Source organism: Mycobacterium sp. (assembly GCF_044223235.1).
Lineage (GTDB): Bacteria > Actinomycetota > Actinomycetes > Mycobacteriales > Mycobacteriaceae > Mycobacterium.
In genome coordinates this window covers 1-14,461 of record NZ_JBGAME010000015.1, presented here as the reverse complement: position 1 = coordinate 14,461, position 14,461 = coordinate 1, and the positions used below count along the sequence as shown (strand labels likewise).

Below are 14,461 nucleotides of genomic sequence, written 5' to 3'. Positions count from 1 at the left end.
GGTGATATGCCCTGTCCGAACGACGGGGGTTGGGTGAGTATCCGCGAAACGAAACACGCATTCACACGAGGCGAAGTGAACCGCCGGGCACGTTTGAGCAGGCACGCCCCCGGGTACAGCCCCCGTCATGTCCGAGGGGGTGAGCACCCATCCGCGTGACCGTCTCGATCTGCCGATGGCGATTGCGCTCGTGGGCGGCGACAGCGACGGAGGCGACGGGCTGGGCGCGCTGGCAGCCGCACTTGCCGTGCGCGGACATCAGGTCACGGTGTACGTACGCGGCCAGGAAGGGGCCGACGCCGGGCGGCTCGACGAACGGGACGGATACCGGGTGGTGGGGGTGTCCGCCGGTCCTTCGGCAACCCTGGCGGCCAGCGACGCTCTACCCCTGACGGCGGAGTTCGCCGGGTGTATGAGCCGTGCCTGGGAGCGGAACTCGCCCAACGTCGTGCACGGCTACGGCTGGCTGCCGGGATTGGCGGCGCAGCTGGCGGCGCGACGCCAGCAGCTCCCCACGGTTCAGACGTTCCACGGCCTTGCGGCACCGACGGGTCAGAACGCCGGCGTCCGAGTGCCCGCCGAAGCGGAGCGGGTCCGCATCGAGCCGGTCCTGGCTCGCGTCGCGACATGGGTGACGGCGGGCTGCACCGCCGACCTGAACGCACTGTCCGTGCTGCGGCGTAGCCGTGCTCGGTTGTCGCTGGTGCCCGGCGGTGTTGATGTGGAGCGGTTCAGTCCCGTCGGTCCGGCCGCCAGCCGCGCCGCCTTGATTCGCATCGGGTGCTTCGCACCGAACGCCTTGCACCTCAACGACATTGCGCACGTCGTCGGCGCAATGCCGAAGCTCGCAGAGAGCGAACTACTGGTCGCCGAGACTGGTCACGCTGAGGCGGGGTCGACGCAGGCGCGGGCTGAGCTGCAACGGCTGGCCGGGCAGCTCGGCGTGGCCAACCGGCTGCGCCTGCTGGGCGCCGTGCCGCCCGACCGATTGCCGCGGTTGTTGCGGTCGGCCGACGTGGTGGCGTGCACGCCGCGCTCGGCGCCGCGGGCGACCGCGGCTCTGCAGGCGATGGCCAGCGGTGTGGCCGTCGTCGCCACCGATGTCGGCGCGCTTTCCGACGTCGTGGTCCACGAGGTGACCGGGCTGCTGGTGCCCGTCGGCAGTCCTGCCGACCTGGCGGTGGCACTGAAAACACTGCAGGCCCAACGGTTCCAGCGCGAGGGCATGGGCGCCGCCGGGCGGGCGCGGGCCAGATCGCGTTACGCGTGGGCTCGGATCGCGGTGGATTTCGAGGCGGTCTATCGGCAGGTGGCCCTCGGGGTGGCCGTTTCCCGGTCGGGGTGTGCGCGCCGCGCCGCGCACAATTGATCTACTGATACCCGCCCTGCCGGCACGCGGCTGTGCGGGCGGCGCTGAGGCTGCCCGCAGAGCGGATGCCCTCCGGTCACTCCTGGCGATCCGGCCGATCAACGTGCGGGTGGCCTTCTCCAGCGCGGCCCGGGCGGCATCGGGCCGACGGGTCCGTTCGGCCCGGCGCACCGCTGCGGCGATTGTCATCCCCCGTTCGTAGCCTTTTACGATCCGCGGATCGACGTAGGACGATCGCGCCACGGCGGGCGTATTGCCCAACGCTTCGGAAATCTCTTTCATGACGGCCGCTTCGACCCGTTTGACGAGCTTCTTCGTCGTCGGCGGATCGGCGGCCGCGAACGCCGCCGCGGCCAGGACCGTACCGTGCCAGGTCCGCAAATCTTTCACGCTGTACTCCTCGCCGACCATTTTCTTGAACCGGGCGTTGAGGTCCTCGGCCCGGATAGGCGTCCAGTCACCGGCGTCGCGGCACACCAGCAGCCGTTCGGTGCGGCCGGGACGGCGCATCAACGCCCGAACCGCGCGGATCACCTGGGGGTCGTCCACCTCGACGCGGCGGCGCACACCGCTCTTTGCCGGGTAGTCGAACGCCACGGTGTCATGACGGACCGTGACGTGCTCACAGAGCAGGGTCGCGATGCCGTAGGACTCGTTCTCCTCGGCGTATTGTTCGCCACCTGGCCGGAAGTAACCGCGATCGAGGAGACGCAGCGCCAGGGCGAGCACGCGGTCGCGGTGTAGCCCCCTGCCGTCGAGGTCGTCGCCGATACCGGCGCGCCATGCTGGCAGCCGGGCCGACATCACTAGCACCCGGTCGAATTTCTCCTCTGCCCGTTCCTGCTGCCACGTCTGGTGGTAGAGGTACTGACGGCGGCCGGCGGCGTCGGTCCCGACCGCCTGGATGTGCCCATTGGGATAGGGGCAGATCCAGACCCGCTTCCACGCCGGCGGAATGACGAGGTCGTCGATCCTCTGCCGCGTCGCCGGGTCGGACACCGGCCCGCCGTCCGGACCGTAGTAGGTGAACCCCTTGCCTCGACGTGCCCGGGTGATGCCCGGACCGCCCAGCGCACTACGCCGCAACCGCATGCCCGCGTCTCCTCACACTCTTCCGCGACACTCTTCCGCGCTGGCTGAGGAGTTGCCGGACGGGGCCCGAATCACACCTGCCGAAGGGCGCGAATACACAGGCTTGCTCGTCACGGGTTACGGCCTGCGCCGCGGCGCCCGAGTCGGCGGCATGGAGGGCCGCAAGCCGGTCGACGCCGGGAAGTGCGGAACTGACTGTGCCGCAGTTATTTTGGTGATCGGCACCCACCGTGCCGGGGACGCCTTTGTCGGAAAGCGCCACGTCAGCCGGCGGGCGCGGGTCTATCATCGAAGTAGGTTGAGTTCACAGCCTGCGAATCGCCGCCGGCGGGGTGTTTTCGTGGGTAGGGCCTGGCTGGGCGGCATGTCCGAGAACACATCGGACATTCTTCGGCCGGGAGTGTTCATGACCGTGTATAGGCCAACAGTCTTAATATCGTTTCGGAAATCCCTCTCGCTGTTCGGTGAGCCGTCCGGCCATGGTGCGACGATCACCGTACGTACCGAGGCCACGGTGTCGGTGCTGACCGTGAGCGGCGAAATCGACGCGGCAAATGCCGGTGACTTCAGCGCCACCCTGAACCGCTTCACCGCGGCGGGGTGCCGGTTGGTCGTCGACCTGCGCGGGCTCGAATTCCTGGGCGTCCAAGGCCTTCGGACCCTGATTCAGTTCGACGAGCAGTGCCGTTCCAGCGCGGCGTCGGTGCTGGTGGACGGGCCCACGGTGCACCGACTGCTAGATGTCATCGGTTGCGAACATCGTCTTCGCACCGCGGACTCCGTCGCCGAAGCGACCCGCAGGCTTCGATCGGCGACACCGCAGGCGCCGCTTCTCTGGTAGCGCTCCCACTGATCCCCCGTTCCACGGGACCACATACGGGGTCGGTCGCCACCGTGATTCGGTGTGGGCGCGGGAGTTTGATCTGTCGCCCGCCGGGTAACTGCACGCCATGCCCTCGCTGTGGACCGCCGACCGCGTCGAATCCGTCGCGTCCGCCGAGCGAGCCGACGAGGTGCGCACGGCCGATGTCGTGGTGGTGGGTGCCGGAATCACGGGACTCACCACCGCCGTACTGCTGGCTCGCGCCGGAAAGCGGGTGGTGGTCGTCGAGGCGCGGCATGTGGGCGGCGCGGGCACGACGGGCAACACCACGCGAAAAGTGAGCCTTTTGCAGGGCACCAAGCTGTCGCGCATCGCCGCCAAACACGGACATGAGGTGCTGCGTGACTACGTCACCGGAAACACCGAGGGGCGTGACTGGTTAACTGCGGCATTGCGAGCGGCATCGAGTGAGCGTGCAGCGGGAGGACGACCACGCCTTCGCCCAGCACGCAGGCGGAATCGACGCCGCGCGGTCGACGCTAGCGGCCTGCCGGGAAGCGGGACTCGACGCACAGTGGCTCGAGGAGGCCGACGTTCCCTTCCCCTTCCACGGAGGGGTCTGTCTGCGCAACCAGGCGCAGTTTGATCCCATGCCGGTTCTCGGCAGCCTGATCGTGGAACTCGAGACGCACGGCGGGACATTGCTGCAGGGTGTGCGAGCGACGTCGATCTCGCGCGCCGGCCCGCCGGTGGTCGCGGTGCGGACATCAACAGTTGCCGAGGACGGCCACAACGACCAGTTCAGGATCGCCGGCCAGCACTGCGTGCTGGCGACGGGGACACCGATCCTGGATCGCGGCCTGTTCTTCGCACGGCTGGTGCCGCACCGCTCCTACTGCATGGCCTTCGACGTACCCGGCGACATCATCCGAGCGATGTTCATCTCCGTCGACTCGCCCACCCGGTCGGTCCGCTACACGCCGGCTCCGACGGGAGTCAAACTGATCGGCGGCGGCGCCGGCCACCCGGTTGGACGCGCGGACACACCGTCGCGCGCGATCACGGAACTGGCCCACTGGACCGCGCTGCACTATCCGGGCGCGGTCCGAACCCACTTCTGGTCGGCGCAGGACTACACACCGGTGGGCGAACTGCCCTACGTCGGCCCGTTGCTGCCCAGGTGCGAAAAGATACTCTTTGCAACGGGTTTCGACAAATGGGGGATGTCGAACGGCGTTGCCGCGGCACTGGTTTTGGCCGCGCGGGTGCTCGGCGGCCACGTGGAGTGGGCGCGCGCGTTCGCCAGCTGGCATGCGCATGACCTTGCCGGTGTGTCGACCGCAGCTCAGGCCAACCTCATGGTCGGGCTGCACCTCGCCAAGGGCTGGCTGGCGCCGCTGGCGTCGGCATCGGACCCGCCGTCCGACGGCGAAGGGGTCGTCAGCGGACCGCCGTGGCGACTGCTGCGGCGACAGCGTGGTCGGCGGCGTCCATCGCGCACCGTCTCACCGGTCTGCCCGCATCTCGGGGGCATCGTCGCGTGGAATGACGCCGACCACGCGTGGGAGTGCCTGTTGCACGGCTCCCGGCTCGCACCGGACGGCAGCGTGCTGGAGGGCCCCGCGACCAGGGGTCTGTCCTGCCGTGCTCAGACCGGCTGACGGGGCGAACGATGGACGGCACCGCCGATGCGGAGGGCGGTGAGCCAACCGTGAAAGCAGTTCCATTGCTTCCGCCGAAACGTGCCGCAGGAACAAGGTGAAAGACACGCTGCTCGGCGAACCGGACGGGGAGCGCATCCATCGCGTCAGCCTGCGGCACGGTCTCGATCCCGGCGGCGACCGTTGACGGAACTGACGCGGATCCCAACCCACCTGCGAAATTCATCATCGATCGACGGTTTCAACTCCAGGCAAGGGGTACGTGCGAGCTATGCCAAATCCGATTGATGTGCAGAAATCGCTGTCCGGTGTGAATTACCCCGCCACCAAGACAGTCCTGATCGAACGCGCCCGCTACAACGGCGCGGATGAAGACGTCCTTGACGATCTCGGGAAGCTGCCCGAGCAGCAGTACGGCGGTCCCGACGAGGTGCAGAAGGCGATGTTCTGAGCCTGAGCCCGACCCTGGTCAGCTTCGCAGCGAATCTGCATGCGGGTTGGGGTCCGCCGCGTGCGCACAAACCTGCGCAGACTTCGGCCCGGGACGGAACGCACGACACAAAGCGGGATTAATCCGCCCGGTTTGGGGGTACCCCCACCGTCGCAGCGGTGTGGGCGCCCGGTGATGCATGCAGTCCGGCCCTTCTCCGACGACGAATAGAGTGAGGAATGCGCGTCGAATTCCATCGCCAGCTGGAGGAATTGACCGCCGATCTGGCCGCGATGTGTGAACTGGCCTGCGTCGGTATGGACCACGCGACCCGCGGGCTACTGAACAGCGACCTGGAGGCGACGGACCAGGCGATCGCCGTTCCCGGCAAGCTGCGGCGCTGCTACGTCGATGTCGAAGGCCGGGCGTTGCTGCTGCTGGCCCGTCAGGCCCCGGTCGCCGGTGACCTGCGAACCGTGTTGGCGGCCGTGCAGATCGCGGCCGATGCTGACCGGATGGGAGGGCTGGCGGCGCATGTCGCCCGCCTGGCTCGGCGCCATCACCCCTCGCCGGCCATTCCAGACGATATGCGTCACCTCTTCGCAGAGATGGGCCGGATCGCCTGTGGTCTGGCCGAGGCCGCCGGTGAGGCGATCGTTCTCGATGATCCCGTGCGGGCCGACCGACTCGGCCAGGCCGACGAGGCGATGGACGAACTGCACAGAGCCCTGTTCGAGCGGGTCATGCAACACGGGTGCCGCTACGACGCGGCAACTGCGGCGGACCTGGTCCTGCTCGGCCGGTTCTACGAACGCTTCGGCGACCATGCCGTCGAGATCGCACGCAGGGTGATCTTCCGGTCGACAGGAACGTTGCGCGTTTGAGCGCCGTTTCCGGAGGCGGTCGCGTCCGGCAGCGCCGCCTTGGGCCGCATTGGGTGTCAGTGCCGCGGCGGATACAGCAAGGGCAGGAGCCATCGAAGTTTGCTTGCCGACGAATCGTCGCGCTCCTCCAGTGCAGCCAGCGCCGCTTCCAGGTCGACCAAGGCGTTGACGAGACCGCCGTCGGCTAAATACGCCGCGACATCGTCCGACATGTCGGTGGGATAGGCACCGTGGCGGTACTCGTAGATCACCGCCCTGCGCACATCACGGATGAGCTGACTGGTTGGGCGAACCGGGGACGGCGCTGCGAAAGGAGACGCCATGTCTGAACTCCTTTGGCTTCGAATGGATTCCGATGACCGAGGACACCACCGTCTGGCGTCGCTTTCGCCTACCCCTCTACAGACGAACGAGACGCCACCGACGGACCGGATCTGAGTGGACGCACCATGGCCACCACCTCAACACCGGGGATCGATCAACTTGGGCGCAATCACAGCCCATTGCAACGACCGTGACACTCGGCCAAAGTGGCCGAGTAACGATTGATGAGCGCCCACTGGCCGAATTCTACGTATCGCACCCCCAATCGTTGGTTTGCGGGCTCCGAGGAACCCGGACCACCAACTGGCTTGGGTGGACTGGCGTCGTGACCAACAGAACCTAGCATCCGCTCTGGCGGGTCGCAATGAAGGCAACCCTATTACAAGAACGGAAAGGGTTGCGGCGCAGCTCGCATTGGTGCCGGCACGCGGTGCAGTCACCGCGTTTGGGTCGGCCATCCAGGTCGTCGGGAGCCAGCCAGAGCCGGGCCCTCACCCAGCCGCACACGCAGGCTCGAGCCCGCGGAATGGGGACAAACCACACAATAACCGAGCTAAAGTGATCAAAACAACAACAAACAACATGGTGCCCCCCTCGGTCTGCGGCGGAAAGGAGTAGCTATGCCGTGTGAACAACCAAGCGTGTGGCCGAGCATCTCCAAACCGCAGCCGGAGTGGTCCGACGAGCGCCGTCGCATCTATCAGGTCGTCGAACTTGTGGACGCCATGCAGCATCGGGTGGCGGGCGACTTCGAGTCGGTGTTACGGGAGATCAACGCCGCCACCGTCGCGTCGGTGCCGGGAACCCAATACGCCAGCGTCACCCTCATCGAGGGCGACCACGGTGTCGCATCGCTGGCCGCCACCCATCCGTACGCCGGCTTGCTCGACGACATCCAGCGTGAGGTCGGCGAAGGACCCTGTCTGTCGGCGGCGTGGCACCAGCACGTCATCAGCATCGACGACCTCAGCACTGACACCCGTTGGCCGCGATACCGGGATGCGGTGATCAGCCGGACCCCGGTGCGCTCCGTCGTCTCGTTCCGGTTGTTCGGCGACCCACAGAATCTCGCCGCGCTCAACCTCCTTGCCGAACCGGCGCACGCGTTCGATGAGGAGTCGATCGAGCTGGGCCTGATCTTCGCGGCACACACCACGGTTGCGTGGAACATGATGCGGCGCCACGAACAGTTCCGCAGTGCGCTTGCCAGCCGAGATATCATCGGCCAGGCCAAAGGCATCCTGATGGAACGGTTCGATCTCAACGCCGTCGCGGCATTCGATCTGTTGCGCAAACTGTCCCAGGAGTCCAATACCAAACTCGTCGACGTCGCCGACAGACTCGTCAACCTCGGCCGTCGCATCAAGCTCGACCGTCGCAGGGGCAGGTAACCGCCGCGAGATCCCACGGCACCCCTGGCAGCGCGTCGAACCCACTTTCGCGAGATCACCGCTCGACGCCGACGTCGACAACCAGTGGACGGTGATCGGAGATCGGCATCTGCGGTGTCGCCCAGCCTCGCACCGCCACGCCGGCGTGGTCGGTGACGATGTGGTCGAGCTGTATACGGGGCCGATCGGCGGGAAAGGTGGCCGCCGACACCACACTTCGCATCCCCGTCCAGCGCGCGACGGCCTCCGGCTCCATGTTGAGATCGCCGAGCAGGAGCCGGGGTCCCGGGAAACCACGCACGTCGCGGACGAGGTGCCGCAACTGGACCCGGTTCCAGCCGGGCACGAAAGACAGGTGTGTGTTGGCCACGGTCAGCGCGCCCAACGGCGTGTCCAGGCGGGCGATCACCGCGGTGCGGGGCTCCTCGTCCACGACCATCACCCGGTTGGGACCGGCCAGGTACATCGGAAACCGGAACGGAATGCGCGGCAGTCGCAGTACCTGCCAGCTGGCGACCGGGAACCGCGACAGCAGCGCGATTCCATAGGCAGACGTCCTGGGCTGCTCGGCGCTGGTGGCCGCCATCCACGTCGCGCCGGGTGTGCCCGAGATGGCCGCGACGAACCGGTGCGCCACCGCACCCATCGCCTCGGCCGCCACCGCGGTCAGATCCGCCGATCCCGACCGCGGCTGATCCAGATCGACCTCCTGCAGCGCCAGTATGTCGGCGTCGAGATGCCCTACGCATGCCCGCAGCCGATCCACGTCCACACCGGCGCCCGGGGCGTGCCCGTGCAAAATGTTGAATGTCGCGACCCGCATGGGTATCACTTACCCACCATGGTCCGATCCGCACCACCGAATGACGCGTCATGAGCACCCGTCAGCATCGACTGCGTGAGGCGCTGCGGATATCTGCGTCTGCGCTGAAGGAAGACGGCCCCGACTTCGCGCTGGCGGGCAGCTATGCGCTGTGGGTGTACGGCGGTCCGGAACCCACCCACGACGTGGACTTGGTCGTGGCCGAGTCGGAGGCCGAAGCGGCCGCGCAGACGTTGGCCAAGGCCGGGTTCGACATCGAACGTCCGGTCGAGGATTGGCTGCTGAAGGCCCGCCTCGGTGATGCGGTCGTCGACGTACTCCACCGGCTGAACGGTGTGGCGGTGAACGCCGCCGCGCTGGCAGTCGTCGGCGAGCGGCCAGTGCTGGCGTTGCGCATCAAGGTGTTAACGCCGACGATGGTGTTGACCCAGAAGCTGCGCGCGCTGGATGAGCACTACTGCGATTTCACACTGCTGTTGCCTGCGGCGCGCGCGGTGCGTGAGCGGGTCGACTGGGCTGCCCTACGAGCCGACACCGCCGACAACGACTACGCCGCAGCCTTTCTCGTGCTTGCCGACCGCCTCGGTCTCACGGATCGATGATCACTTCCCGCACAACTGGTTAGCCCGCCGCGCTGACGGGTACTTAAAACCGATGAGCCGCTGTTCTCGGCGGTGCCGGCCGGTGGTGCGCGTCGCATCAATCGTGGGTGTGATTGCGGCCGTAGTGGTTTTCATCCTGACCAGCTGCCCGGCCAATCGCGACGGCATGCCCGGGCAGTTGGCCGCCGCCAAGGAGGAGACGCAGTCAGCCGCGCGATCGGCGGCACTGTCGCTGGAGTTGTGGTCACAAGGGCGGACGACGCGAAATCTCGCGTGCGTGCAGCTGTCCGATGCCCGTGACGAAGTGGTGAAGACGTACCGTGGCGTCGCGGTGCTCAAGGCGGTGGATCCCATCGACGCCGCTCGGCAGCGATTGCTGACCCGGTCCACGGCTGGGCTCGTCGACATGCTCAATTCCGCCAGCGCCGCTGTCCGTGCGCTTCCCGGCCAGCCGGACCCGGACGTCCTCCGGCGCCAAATCCTTGACACCGCCGACGGCCTGGAGCGCGAGTACCGCTGATGAAGAAGATCTTCGCGATGGCGCTGGGCGTCCTGACCGCCATCGGCGGATTCCTCGACATCGGGGATATGGTCACCAATGCGGTGGTCGGGTCGCGATTCGGGTTGGCGCTGATCTGGGTGATCCCCGTCGGTGTGCTCGGCATCTGTCTGTACGCCCAGATGGCCGGCCGAGTGGCCGCCGTCAGCGGGCGAGCTACCTTCGAGATCATTCGCGAACGGCTGGGTCCGCGAGCGGCCGCCGCCAACCTGGGCGCCTCGTTCTTCATCAATCTGATGACCGTCACCGCCGAAATCGGTGGCGTGGCACTGGCTTTGCAACTGGCCACCGACGTCGGCCCGACGCTGTGGTTCCCGGTCGCCGCGTTCGCGGTCTGGGTCGTGATCTGGCGGGTGAAGTTCTCGGTGATGGAAAACGTCACCGGCGTGCTGGGGTTGTTCTTGATCGTGTTCGCAGTCAGTGTGTTCTTGCTACAACCCGACTGGGCGAACCTGTCGCACCAAGCACTGGTGCCGACGATCCCCGAATCCGAATCCGCGGCGACCTACTGGTACTTCGCGATCGCGCTCTTCGGCGCGGCCATGACACCCTATGAGGTGTTCTTCTTCTCCTCCGGCGCGGTCGAAGAGCACTGGACCACCAAAGATTTAGGAACATCCCGACTCAACGTGCTGGCTGGCTTCCCGCTCGGCGGGCTGCTCTCGGTGGCGATCGCCACCTGCGCGGCGGTGGTGCTGCTGCCCGCGCAGATCGAGGTGACAACGCTGTCCCAGATCACCATGCCCGTGGTGGCGGCGGGCGGCCAACTGGCGTTGGCCTTCGTCATCATCGGCATCGCGGCGGCCACCTTCGGGGCCGCCCTGGAGACCACCCTGTCCTCGGGGTACACCGTCGCCCAATTCTTCGGATGGACGTGGGGCAAGTTCCGCAGGCCCGCCGAGGCGGCCCGCTTCCACACCGTCATGCTCGTCGTCGTAATAGCATGCACCGCAGTCCTTTTCACCGGCACAGATCCCATCCTCGTGACCGAGTACTCAGTGGTGTTCTCGGCGATCGCACTGCCGCTGACCTATCTGCCGATCCTCATCGTGGCCAACGATCCCGGTTACATGGGCACCCACGTCAACGGACGACTCACCAATGCGGCGGCGTCGGTATATCTCGTCATCATCCTGGCGGCCTCACTGGCCGCCATTCCGCTCATGATCGTTACGGGAGCAGGTCAATGACATCATCGCATCATCGACTATCCGACGCGCCGCGCGAGGACGGCACCGTGCTGGACGCCCGACTGCATTTGCTGGACCGCCAGCTCATCGACGCGCAGGACGATCCCGTCGGCATCGTCGACGATCTCGAGCTGGACGGCATCGAACCCGACCACGACATCCCCCCGGGAACAACTCCGGCGCGCGTCAGCGCCATCATCACCGGACGCGTCGTACTCACTCGCACGCTGGGGGGCAAGCCACCCCCCGCCCAGCTACAAGCCCTGCCGTGGGGGCTCGTCACGAAGGTCGGCACCACTGTGCAACTAAGCAGCCGCGACGTGTCAATCGACACGCAGTGGCTGGAGAAATGGTTGCGCGACAACGTAATCAGCCGCATCCCTGGGGGTTGTCATGCGACTGAGTGACATCCTCGGGTCGGAGGTGCGCGATTCGCACGATCACCGCGTCGGCACCGTGATCGATGTCCGGCTCGTTCTCTCCGGTGACCTCGAGGACCGGCCTGCGGCACCGACACTGGTCGGGCTCGTCATCAGTCCACGGTCCCGGTCATCCTACCTCGGCTATGAACGCACCGATGCCCGCAGTCCACTGCTGCTGGCTGCGGGCGCACGCTGGCTACATCGCGGCACCTTCCTCGCCCGATGGGACGACGTCGCCCGCATCGGACCCGACACCGTGACGCTGCACGACCGATACGCGCGGTACAGCCCGCTGCTACGCGACGACGACTGAGCGGCCGCGGGTCAATTGGCGTCCCCGGCTATCGACGATGCGGTGCGCCGAGCAGCGACGCGGCGAACCGCAGATCGCTGACCAGACTGTCGTACGCCGCGGCGCGGTCCTCGGTCGACATCCGCAGCACCGCCGACGGATGTATCGATACCACCACGTCTGGATTCACCGCAGCCGGTCTGGCGTCCGGCGGAAGCCGCAAAACCTCGCCGCGGTGAGCGGTCAACCGAAAACTACTGCCGAGCAACGATTTCGCTGCGGTAGCACCGAGCATAACCACTACCTCAGGCCGAATGGCGCCCAGTTCGGCGAACAGCCACGGACGGCACGCCACCACCTCGGTCCGGCTCGGAGTCTTGTGTATTCGACGTTTCCCGCCGGCAACGCGGCTGAACTTGAAGTGTTTGACGGCGTTGGTGAGGTACACCCGGCCGCGGTCGATGTCCGCGTCCCCCAGTGCGTCGTCGAGAACCCGCCCGGCGGGCCCGACGAACGGGCTGCCCGCGCGGTCTTCACGGTCCCCTGGCTGCTCGCCCACCAGCATCATGGCAGCGCTCGAAGGACCCGCGCCGAACACCGCCTGCGTCGCATCGCGGTACAGCTCGCAGCCGCGACATCGACGTACCGCCTCGGCGAGGTGATCCAGATCCGTGGAGTCCGGGACGAACCGCGCCGCCCCTTGCGTCTTGCGCGCCGCGGCAGTCACCTCCGGCGCATCCACACCAGCACCCCAACCGCGGCAAGCAGCCCCACCGCGGCTGATCCGTACAGCACTCGATGGCTGTCGAGTTGCCGCCCAAATTGATGGGTCCGTTGCACCACGGCGGTTTTGGCCTCCGCCGCACTCCGCTGGGCGCGGCCCTTGACGTCCAACTTGTCGCCGAGTGCCGACACGGTCTCGCCGAGTTGTTCCCTGGTCCGTTCGATGTCGGCAGTCAGCTCGCCGACACCTGCGTCGGTCCCCGGCTCTGGGCCGAGGGATCCGTCACCTGCAACCATCATGCGTTGGCCTCCTTGATCACCTCGACGTCACGCCTCACTCTGTCGATGGATTCCTCTGCCGGCGCGGGTATCTCCTTCATCTGTCGTCGGCCGAGCACTGCCGCGACACCGGCGAGCACGAACAGCACCGCCGCCGCGATCGCGGCCGCCAGCCACACGGCCAGCACCAGCGACAGCGCGGCCACCACAGACGCGACCGCTGTCCCCAAGCCGAGCACGGCCAGCAAACTGGCGGCACCCGCCAGACCCGCGCCACGTCCTGCGTGCCGGGCGCTGAGCTGCAGTTCCTTTTGCGCCAAACGTATCTCGTCCCGCACGAGTCGAGATGTCTGGCGTGACAAGTCATTGAGCAACGCGGCTGTCGACTGTGCGGCGACGTGCGTGGCCGGCGTCGACGATCCGGAAGTCGACATGGTTGCGCTCCTTCCCGGGCGGCTCCTTGCGCAGCATGCCCACCGAGGCGGAAGCTAAACCACCATCCATTGCTGGCCGTTTGAGTGCTGGACGCCCGGGCAGTCCTGACCCGTGCCTGGCAACACACCGCGTCTGACCGGAGCGCACGCAGTGGGGCGCTGACTGATCCGGGGCTCGCGTCCGTGGCCGCCGGACCAATCGCGCGACGCCGAACGGTCGTATGGGTGCTCGGCGCGGTACAAGCCGACGCCCGGCGCCGGCCCGGTTGGAACAACTGCGGTGCCGCTTCGGCCGCGGCACCGTTGCCTGGCGGCGGCAGATGGTCGAGCAGGGTCACGAATTACTCGGCGCCGCATTGGAACTCGCCCGGGATGTGCGCCAGCGAGTGGCTCAGATTCCCGACATCGACGTGATGGAGGAGGAGTTGCTCGGCGTGCAAGGATCGCACGACCTGGACCGGTTGCAGGTGCTCATGGACATCGCCGCCACGGGGACTTCGGGCTACCAGGGGGTGGACTGGATCCGGGAGAACTGTCAGCTCGACCTGGGTGAGCCCGATCACAGCCGGAAGATGGCGAAGTTTTCGTTCGCCGACGCCAACCACACCGCCGATTGGTTGCTCAACGCGTTGACGGCGTGGCGGCAAGCGGCGCGCGAAATTCGATCGCCCGCCCCGGATCGACTTGCCATCACCGCGTGAGCTCGAGTTGGAGACGGTCATTCTGCCCCGGGACGCCTTTTTCGGCCGACCGAGATCGTCCCCGTAGAGCGGGCACCCGGGCGGGTAGCCGCAGAACAAATCACGCCCTATCCACCCGGCATCCCCGCCGTGATTCCCGGCGAGAGGCTTGACGACGCTGTTGTCGACTACCTCGTTTCAGGCTCGACTGCGGGGATGACGCTGCCCGACGCCGCGGATCCTGACATGCGGCACATCAAGGTCGTCGCTTAGCTTCTCCCCGAGCCAGATTTGTCGGACCCTCGAACTAGTGTTCGATGTATGGAGTTGGTGGCGGCGACCGCAGCGTTGGACGCGCTGGATGCGGCGTTCGACACGCTGGGCGCGTTGCCGCTGCAATCCCTGACCCACCCCGAGCAACTCACGGTGCTCGACCGGCTGGAAACCCTGCGCCGGCGTCAACCCGCGCTGGACCACCGGCTG

The 14,461-nt window shown here is 67.0% G+C and carries 15 protein-coding genes and 3 pseudogenes; 12 read left to right on the top strand and 6 right to left on the bottom strand.

The genetic code is table 11. From position 1 onward, the window contains the following. The first annotated feature begins 127 nt into the window (after positions 1-127). Positions 128-1,369: a glycosyltransferase gene (locus tag ADBZ6K_RS17455; RefSeq protein ID WP_526348916.1), complete on the top strand. Its 1,242-nt coding sequence runs from the start codon at positions 128-130 to the stop codon at positions 1,367-1,369. A 75-nt stretch (positions 1,370-1,444) separates the two neighbouring features. Here the strand turns inward: ADBZ6K_RS17455 and ADBZ6K_RS17450 are convergent. After that, a pseudogene (locus ADBZ6K_RS17450) lies at positions 1,445-2,461 on the bottom strand (DNA topoisomerase IB); the annotation flags it as partial. 406 nt (positions 2,462-2,867) lie between these two features. Between ADBZ6K_RS17450 and ADBZ6K_RS17445 the strand changes: the two are divergent. From ADBZ6K_RS17445 to phoU, 4 genes and pseudogenes are all read left to right on the top strand, one after another. Further along, a complete protein-coding gene (locus ADBZ6K_RS17445; RefSeq protein WP_526348914.1) occupies positions 2,868-3,302 on the top strand; it encodes an STAS domain-containing protein in 435 nt (144 codons plus the stop codon). Positions 3,303-3,411: 109 nt separating this feature from the next. Beyond that, positions 3,412-4,945, top strand: a pseudogene (locus ADBZ6K_RS17440) (FAD-dependent oxidoreductase). Between the two features lie 271 nt (positions 4,946-5,216). Further along, positions 5,217-5,396, top strand: coding sequence for a DUF2795 domain-containing protein (locus ADBZ6K_RS17435; RefSeq protein ID WP_526348912.1), 180 nt, complete (start codon positions 5,217-5,219; stop codon positions 5,394-5,396). 218 nt (positions 5,397-5,614) lie between these two features. After that, entirely contained in the window at positions 5,615-6,259 is a 645-nt protein-coding gene (phoU, locus tag ADBZ6K_RS17430) for a phosphate signaling complex protein PhoU (protein WP_526348910.1), read from the top strand. Positions 6,260-6,315: 56 nt separating this feature from the next. On the opposite strand, the gene ADBZ6K_RS17425 is transcribed toward phoU, so the two are convergent. Continuing rightward, the gene (locus ADBZ6K_RS17425) at positions 6,316-6,582 is read right to left on the bottom strand and encodes a hypothetical protein (RefSeq protein ID WP_526348908.1); all 267 of its coding nucleotides are present in this window, start codon (positions 6,580-6,582) and stop codon (positions 6,316-6,318) included. A gap of 726 nt (positions 6,583-7,308) precedes the next feature. On the opposite strand from ADBZ6K_RS17425, the gene ADBZ6K_RS17420 reads away from it, so the two are divergent. Next, a complete protein-coding gene (locus tag ADBZ6K_RS17420; RefSeq protein WP_526349087.1) occupies positions 7,309-7,974 on the top strand; it encodes an ANTAR domain-containing protein in 666 nt (221 codons plus the stop codon). A 55-nt stretch (positions 7,975-8,029) separates the two neighbouring features. On the opposite strand, the gene ADBZ6K_RS17415 is transcribed toward ADBZ6K_RS17420, so the two are convergent. Beyond that, a complete protein-coding gene (locus ADBZ6K_RS17415; RefSeq protein WP_526348906.1) occupies positions 8,030-8,797 on the bottom strand; it encodes an endonuclease/exonuclease/phosphatase family protein in 768 nt (255 codons plus the stop codon). Positions 8,798-8,847: 50 nt separating this feature from the next. Between ADBZ6K_RS17415 and ADBZ6K_RS17410 the strand changes: the two genes are divergently transcribed. The 5 genes from ADBZ6K_RS17410 (at position 8,848) to ADBZ6K_RS17390 (ending at position 11,883) form a co-directional block, all read left to right on the top strand. Further along, positions 8,848-9,399 (top strand): hypothetical protein, encoded by a 552-nt coding sequence (locus ADBZ6K_RS17410; RefSeq protein ID WP_526348904.1) that lies wholly within the window; start codon positions 8,848-8,850, stop codon positions 9,397-9,399. 103 nt (positions 9,400-9,502) lie between these two features. Next, on the top strand, positions 9,503-9,919 hold the full coding sequence (locus tag ADBZ6K_RS17405) for a hypothetical protein (RefSeq protein WP_526348902.1): 417 nt from the start codon (positions 9,503-9,505) through the stop codon (positions 9,917-9,919). Further along, positions 9,919-11,148 carry an NRAMP family divalent metal transporter gene (locus ADBZ6K_RS17400; protein ID WP_526348900.1) on the top strand — a complete coding sequence of 410 codons (1,230 nt, stop codon included), beginning with the start codon at positions 9,919-9,921 and terminating at the stop codon, positions 11,146-11,148. The genes ADBZ6K_RS17405 and ADBZ6K_RS17400 overlap by 1 nt, the downstream gene beginning before the upstream one ends. Beyond that, positions 11,145-11,555 carry a PRC-barrel domain-containing protein gene (locus ADBZ6K_RS17395; RefSeq protein WP_526348898.1) on the top strand — a complete coding sequence of 137 codons (411 nt, stop codon included), beginning with the start codon at positions 11,145-11,147 and terminating at the stop codon, positions 11,553-11,555. Before ADBZ6K_RS17400 ends, ADBZ6K_RS17395 begins: the two co-directional genes overlap by 4 nt. Then, complete coding sequence (locus ADBZ6K_RS17390) at positions 11,542-11,883, top strand: PRC-barrel domain-containing protein (protein ID WP_526348896.1); 342 nt, start codon at positions 11,542-11,544, stop codon at positions 11,881-11,883. The genes ADBZ6K_RS17395 and ADBZ6K_RS17390 overlap by 14 nt, the downstream gene beginning before the upstream one ends. 28 nt (positions 11,884-11,911) lie before the next feature. Here the strand turns inward: ADBZ6K_RS17390 and ADBZ6K_RS17385 are convergent, their stop codons facing one another. The 3 genes from ADBZ6K_RS17385 to ADBZ6K_RS17375 are packed head-to-tail and all read right to left on the bottom strand — an operon-like array spanning position 11,912 to position 13,298. Next, a complete protein-coding gene (locus ADBZ6K_RS17385) occupies positions 11,912-12,604 on the bottom strand; it encodes a UdgX family uracil-DNA binding protein (protein WP_526348894.1) in 693 nt (230 codons plus the stop codon). Beyond that, the gene (locus tag ADBZ6K_RS17380) at positions 12,586-12,885 is read right to left on the bottom strand and encodes a DUF3618 domain-containing protein (protein WP_526348892.1); all 300 of its coding nucleotides are present in this window, start codon (positions 12,883-12,885) and stop codon (positions 12,586-12,588) included. The genes ADBZ6K_RS17385 and ADBZ6K_RS17380 overlap by 19 nt, the downstream gene beginning before the upstream one ends. Next, the gene (locus tag ADBZ6K_RS17375; RefSeq protein WP_526348890.1) at positions 12,882-13,298 is read right to left on the bottom strand and encodes a phage holin family protein; all 417 of its coding nucleotides are present in this window, start codon (positions 13,296-13,298) and stop codon (positions 12,882-12,884) included. The genes ADBZ6K_RS17380 and ADBZ6K_RS17375 overlap by 4 nt, the downstream gene beginning before the upstream one ends. A 308-nt stretch (positions 13,299-13,606) precedes the next feature. Here ADBZ6K_RS17375 and ADBZ6K_RS17370 point away from each other — a divergent pair. Next, a pseudogene (locus tag ADBZ6K_RS17370) lies at positions 13,607-14,251 on the top strand (Orn/Lys/Arg family decarboxylase); the annotation flags it as partial. Between the last annotated feature and the right edge of the window lie 210 nt (positions 14,252-14,461).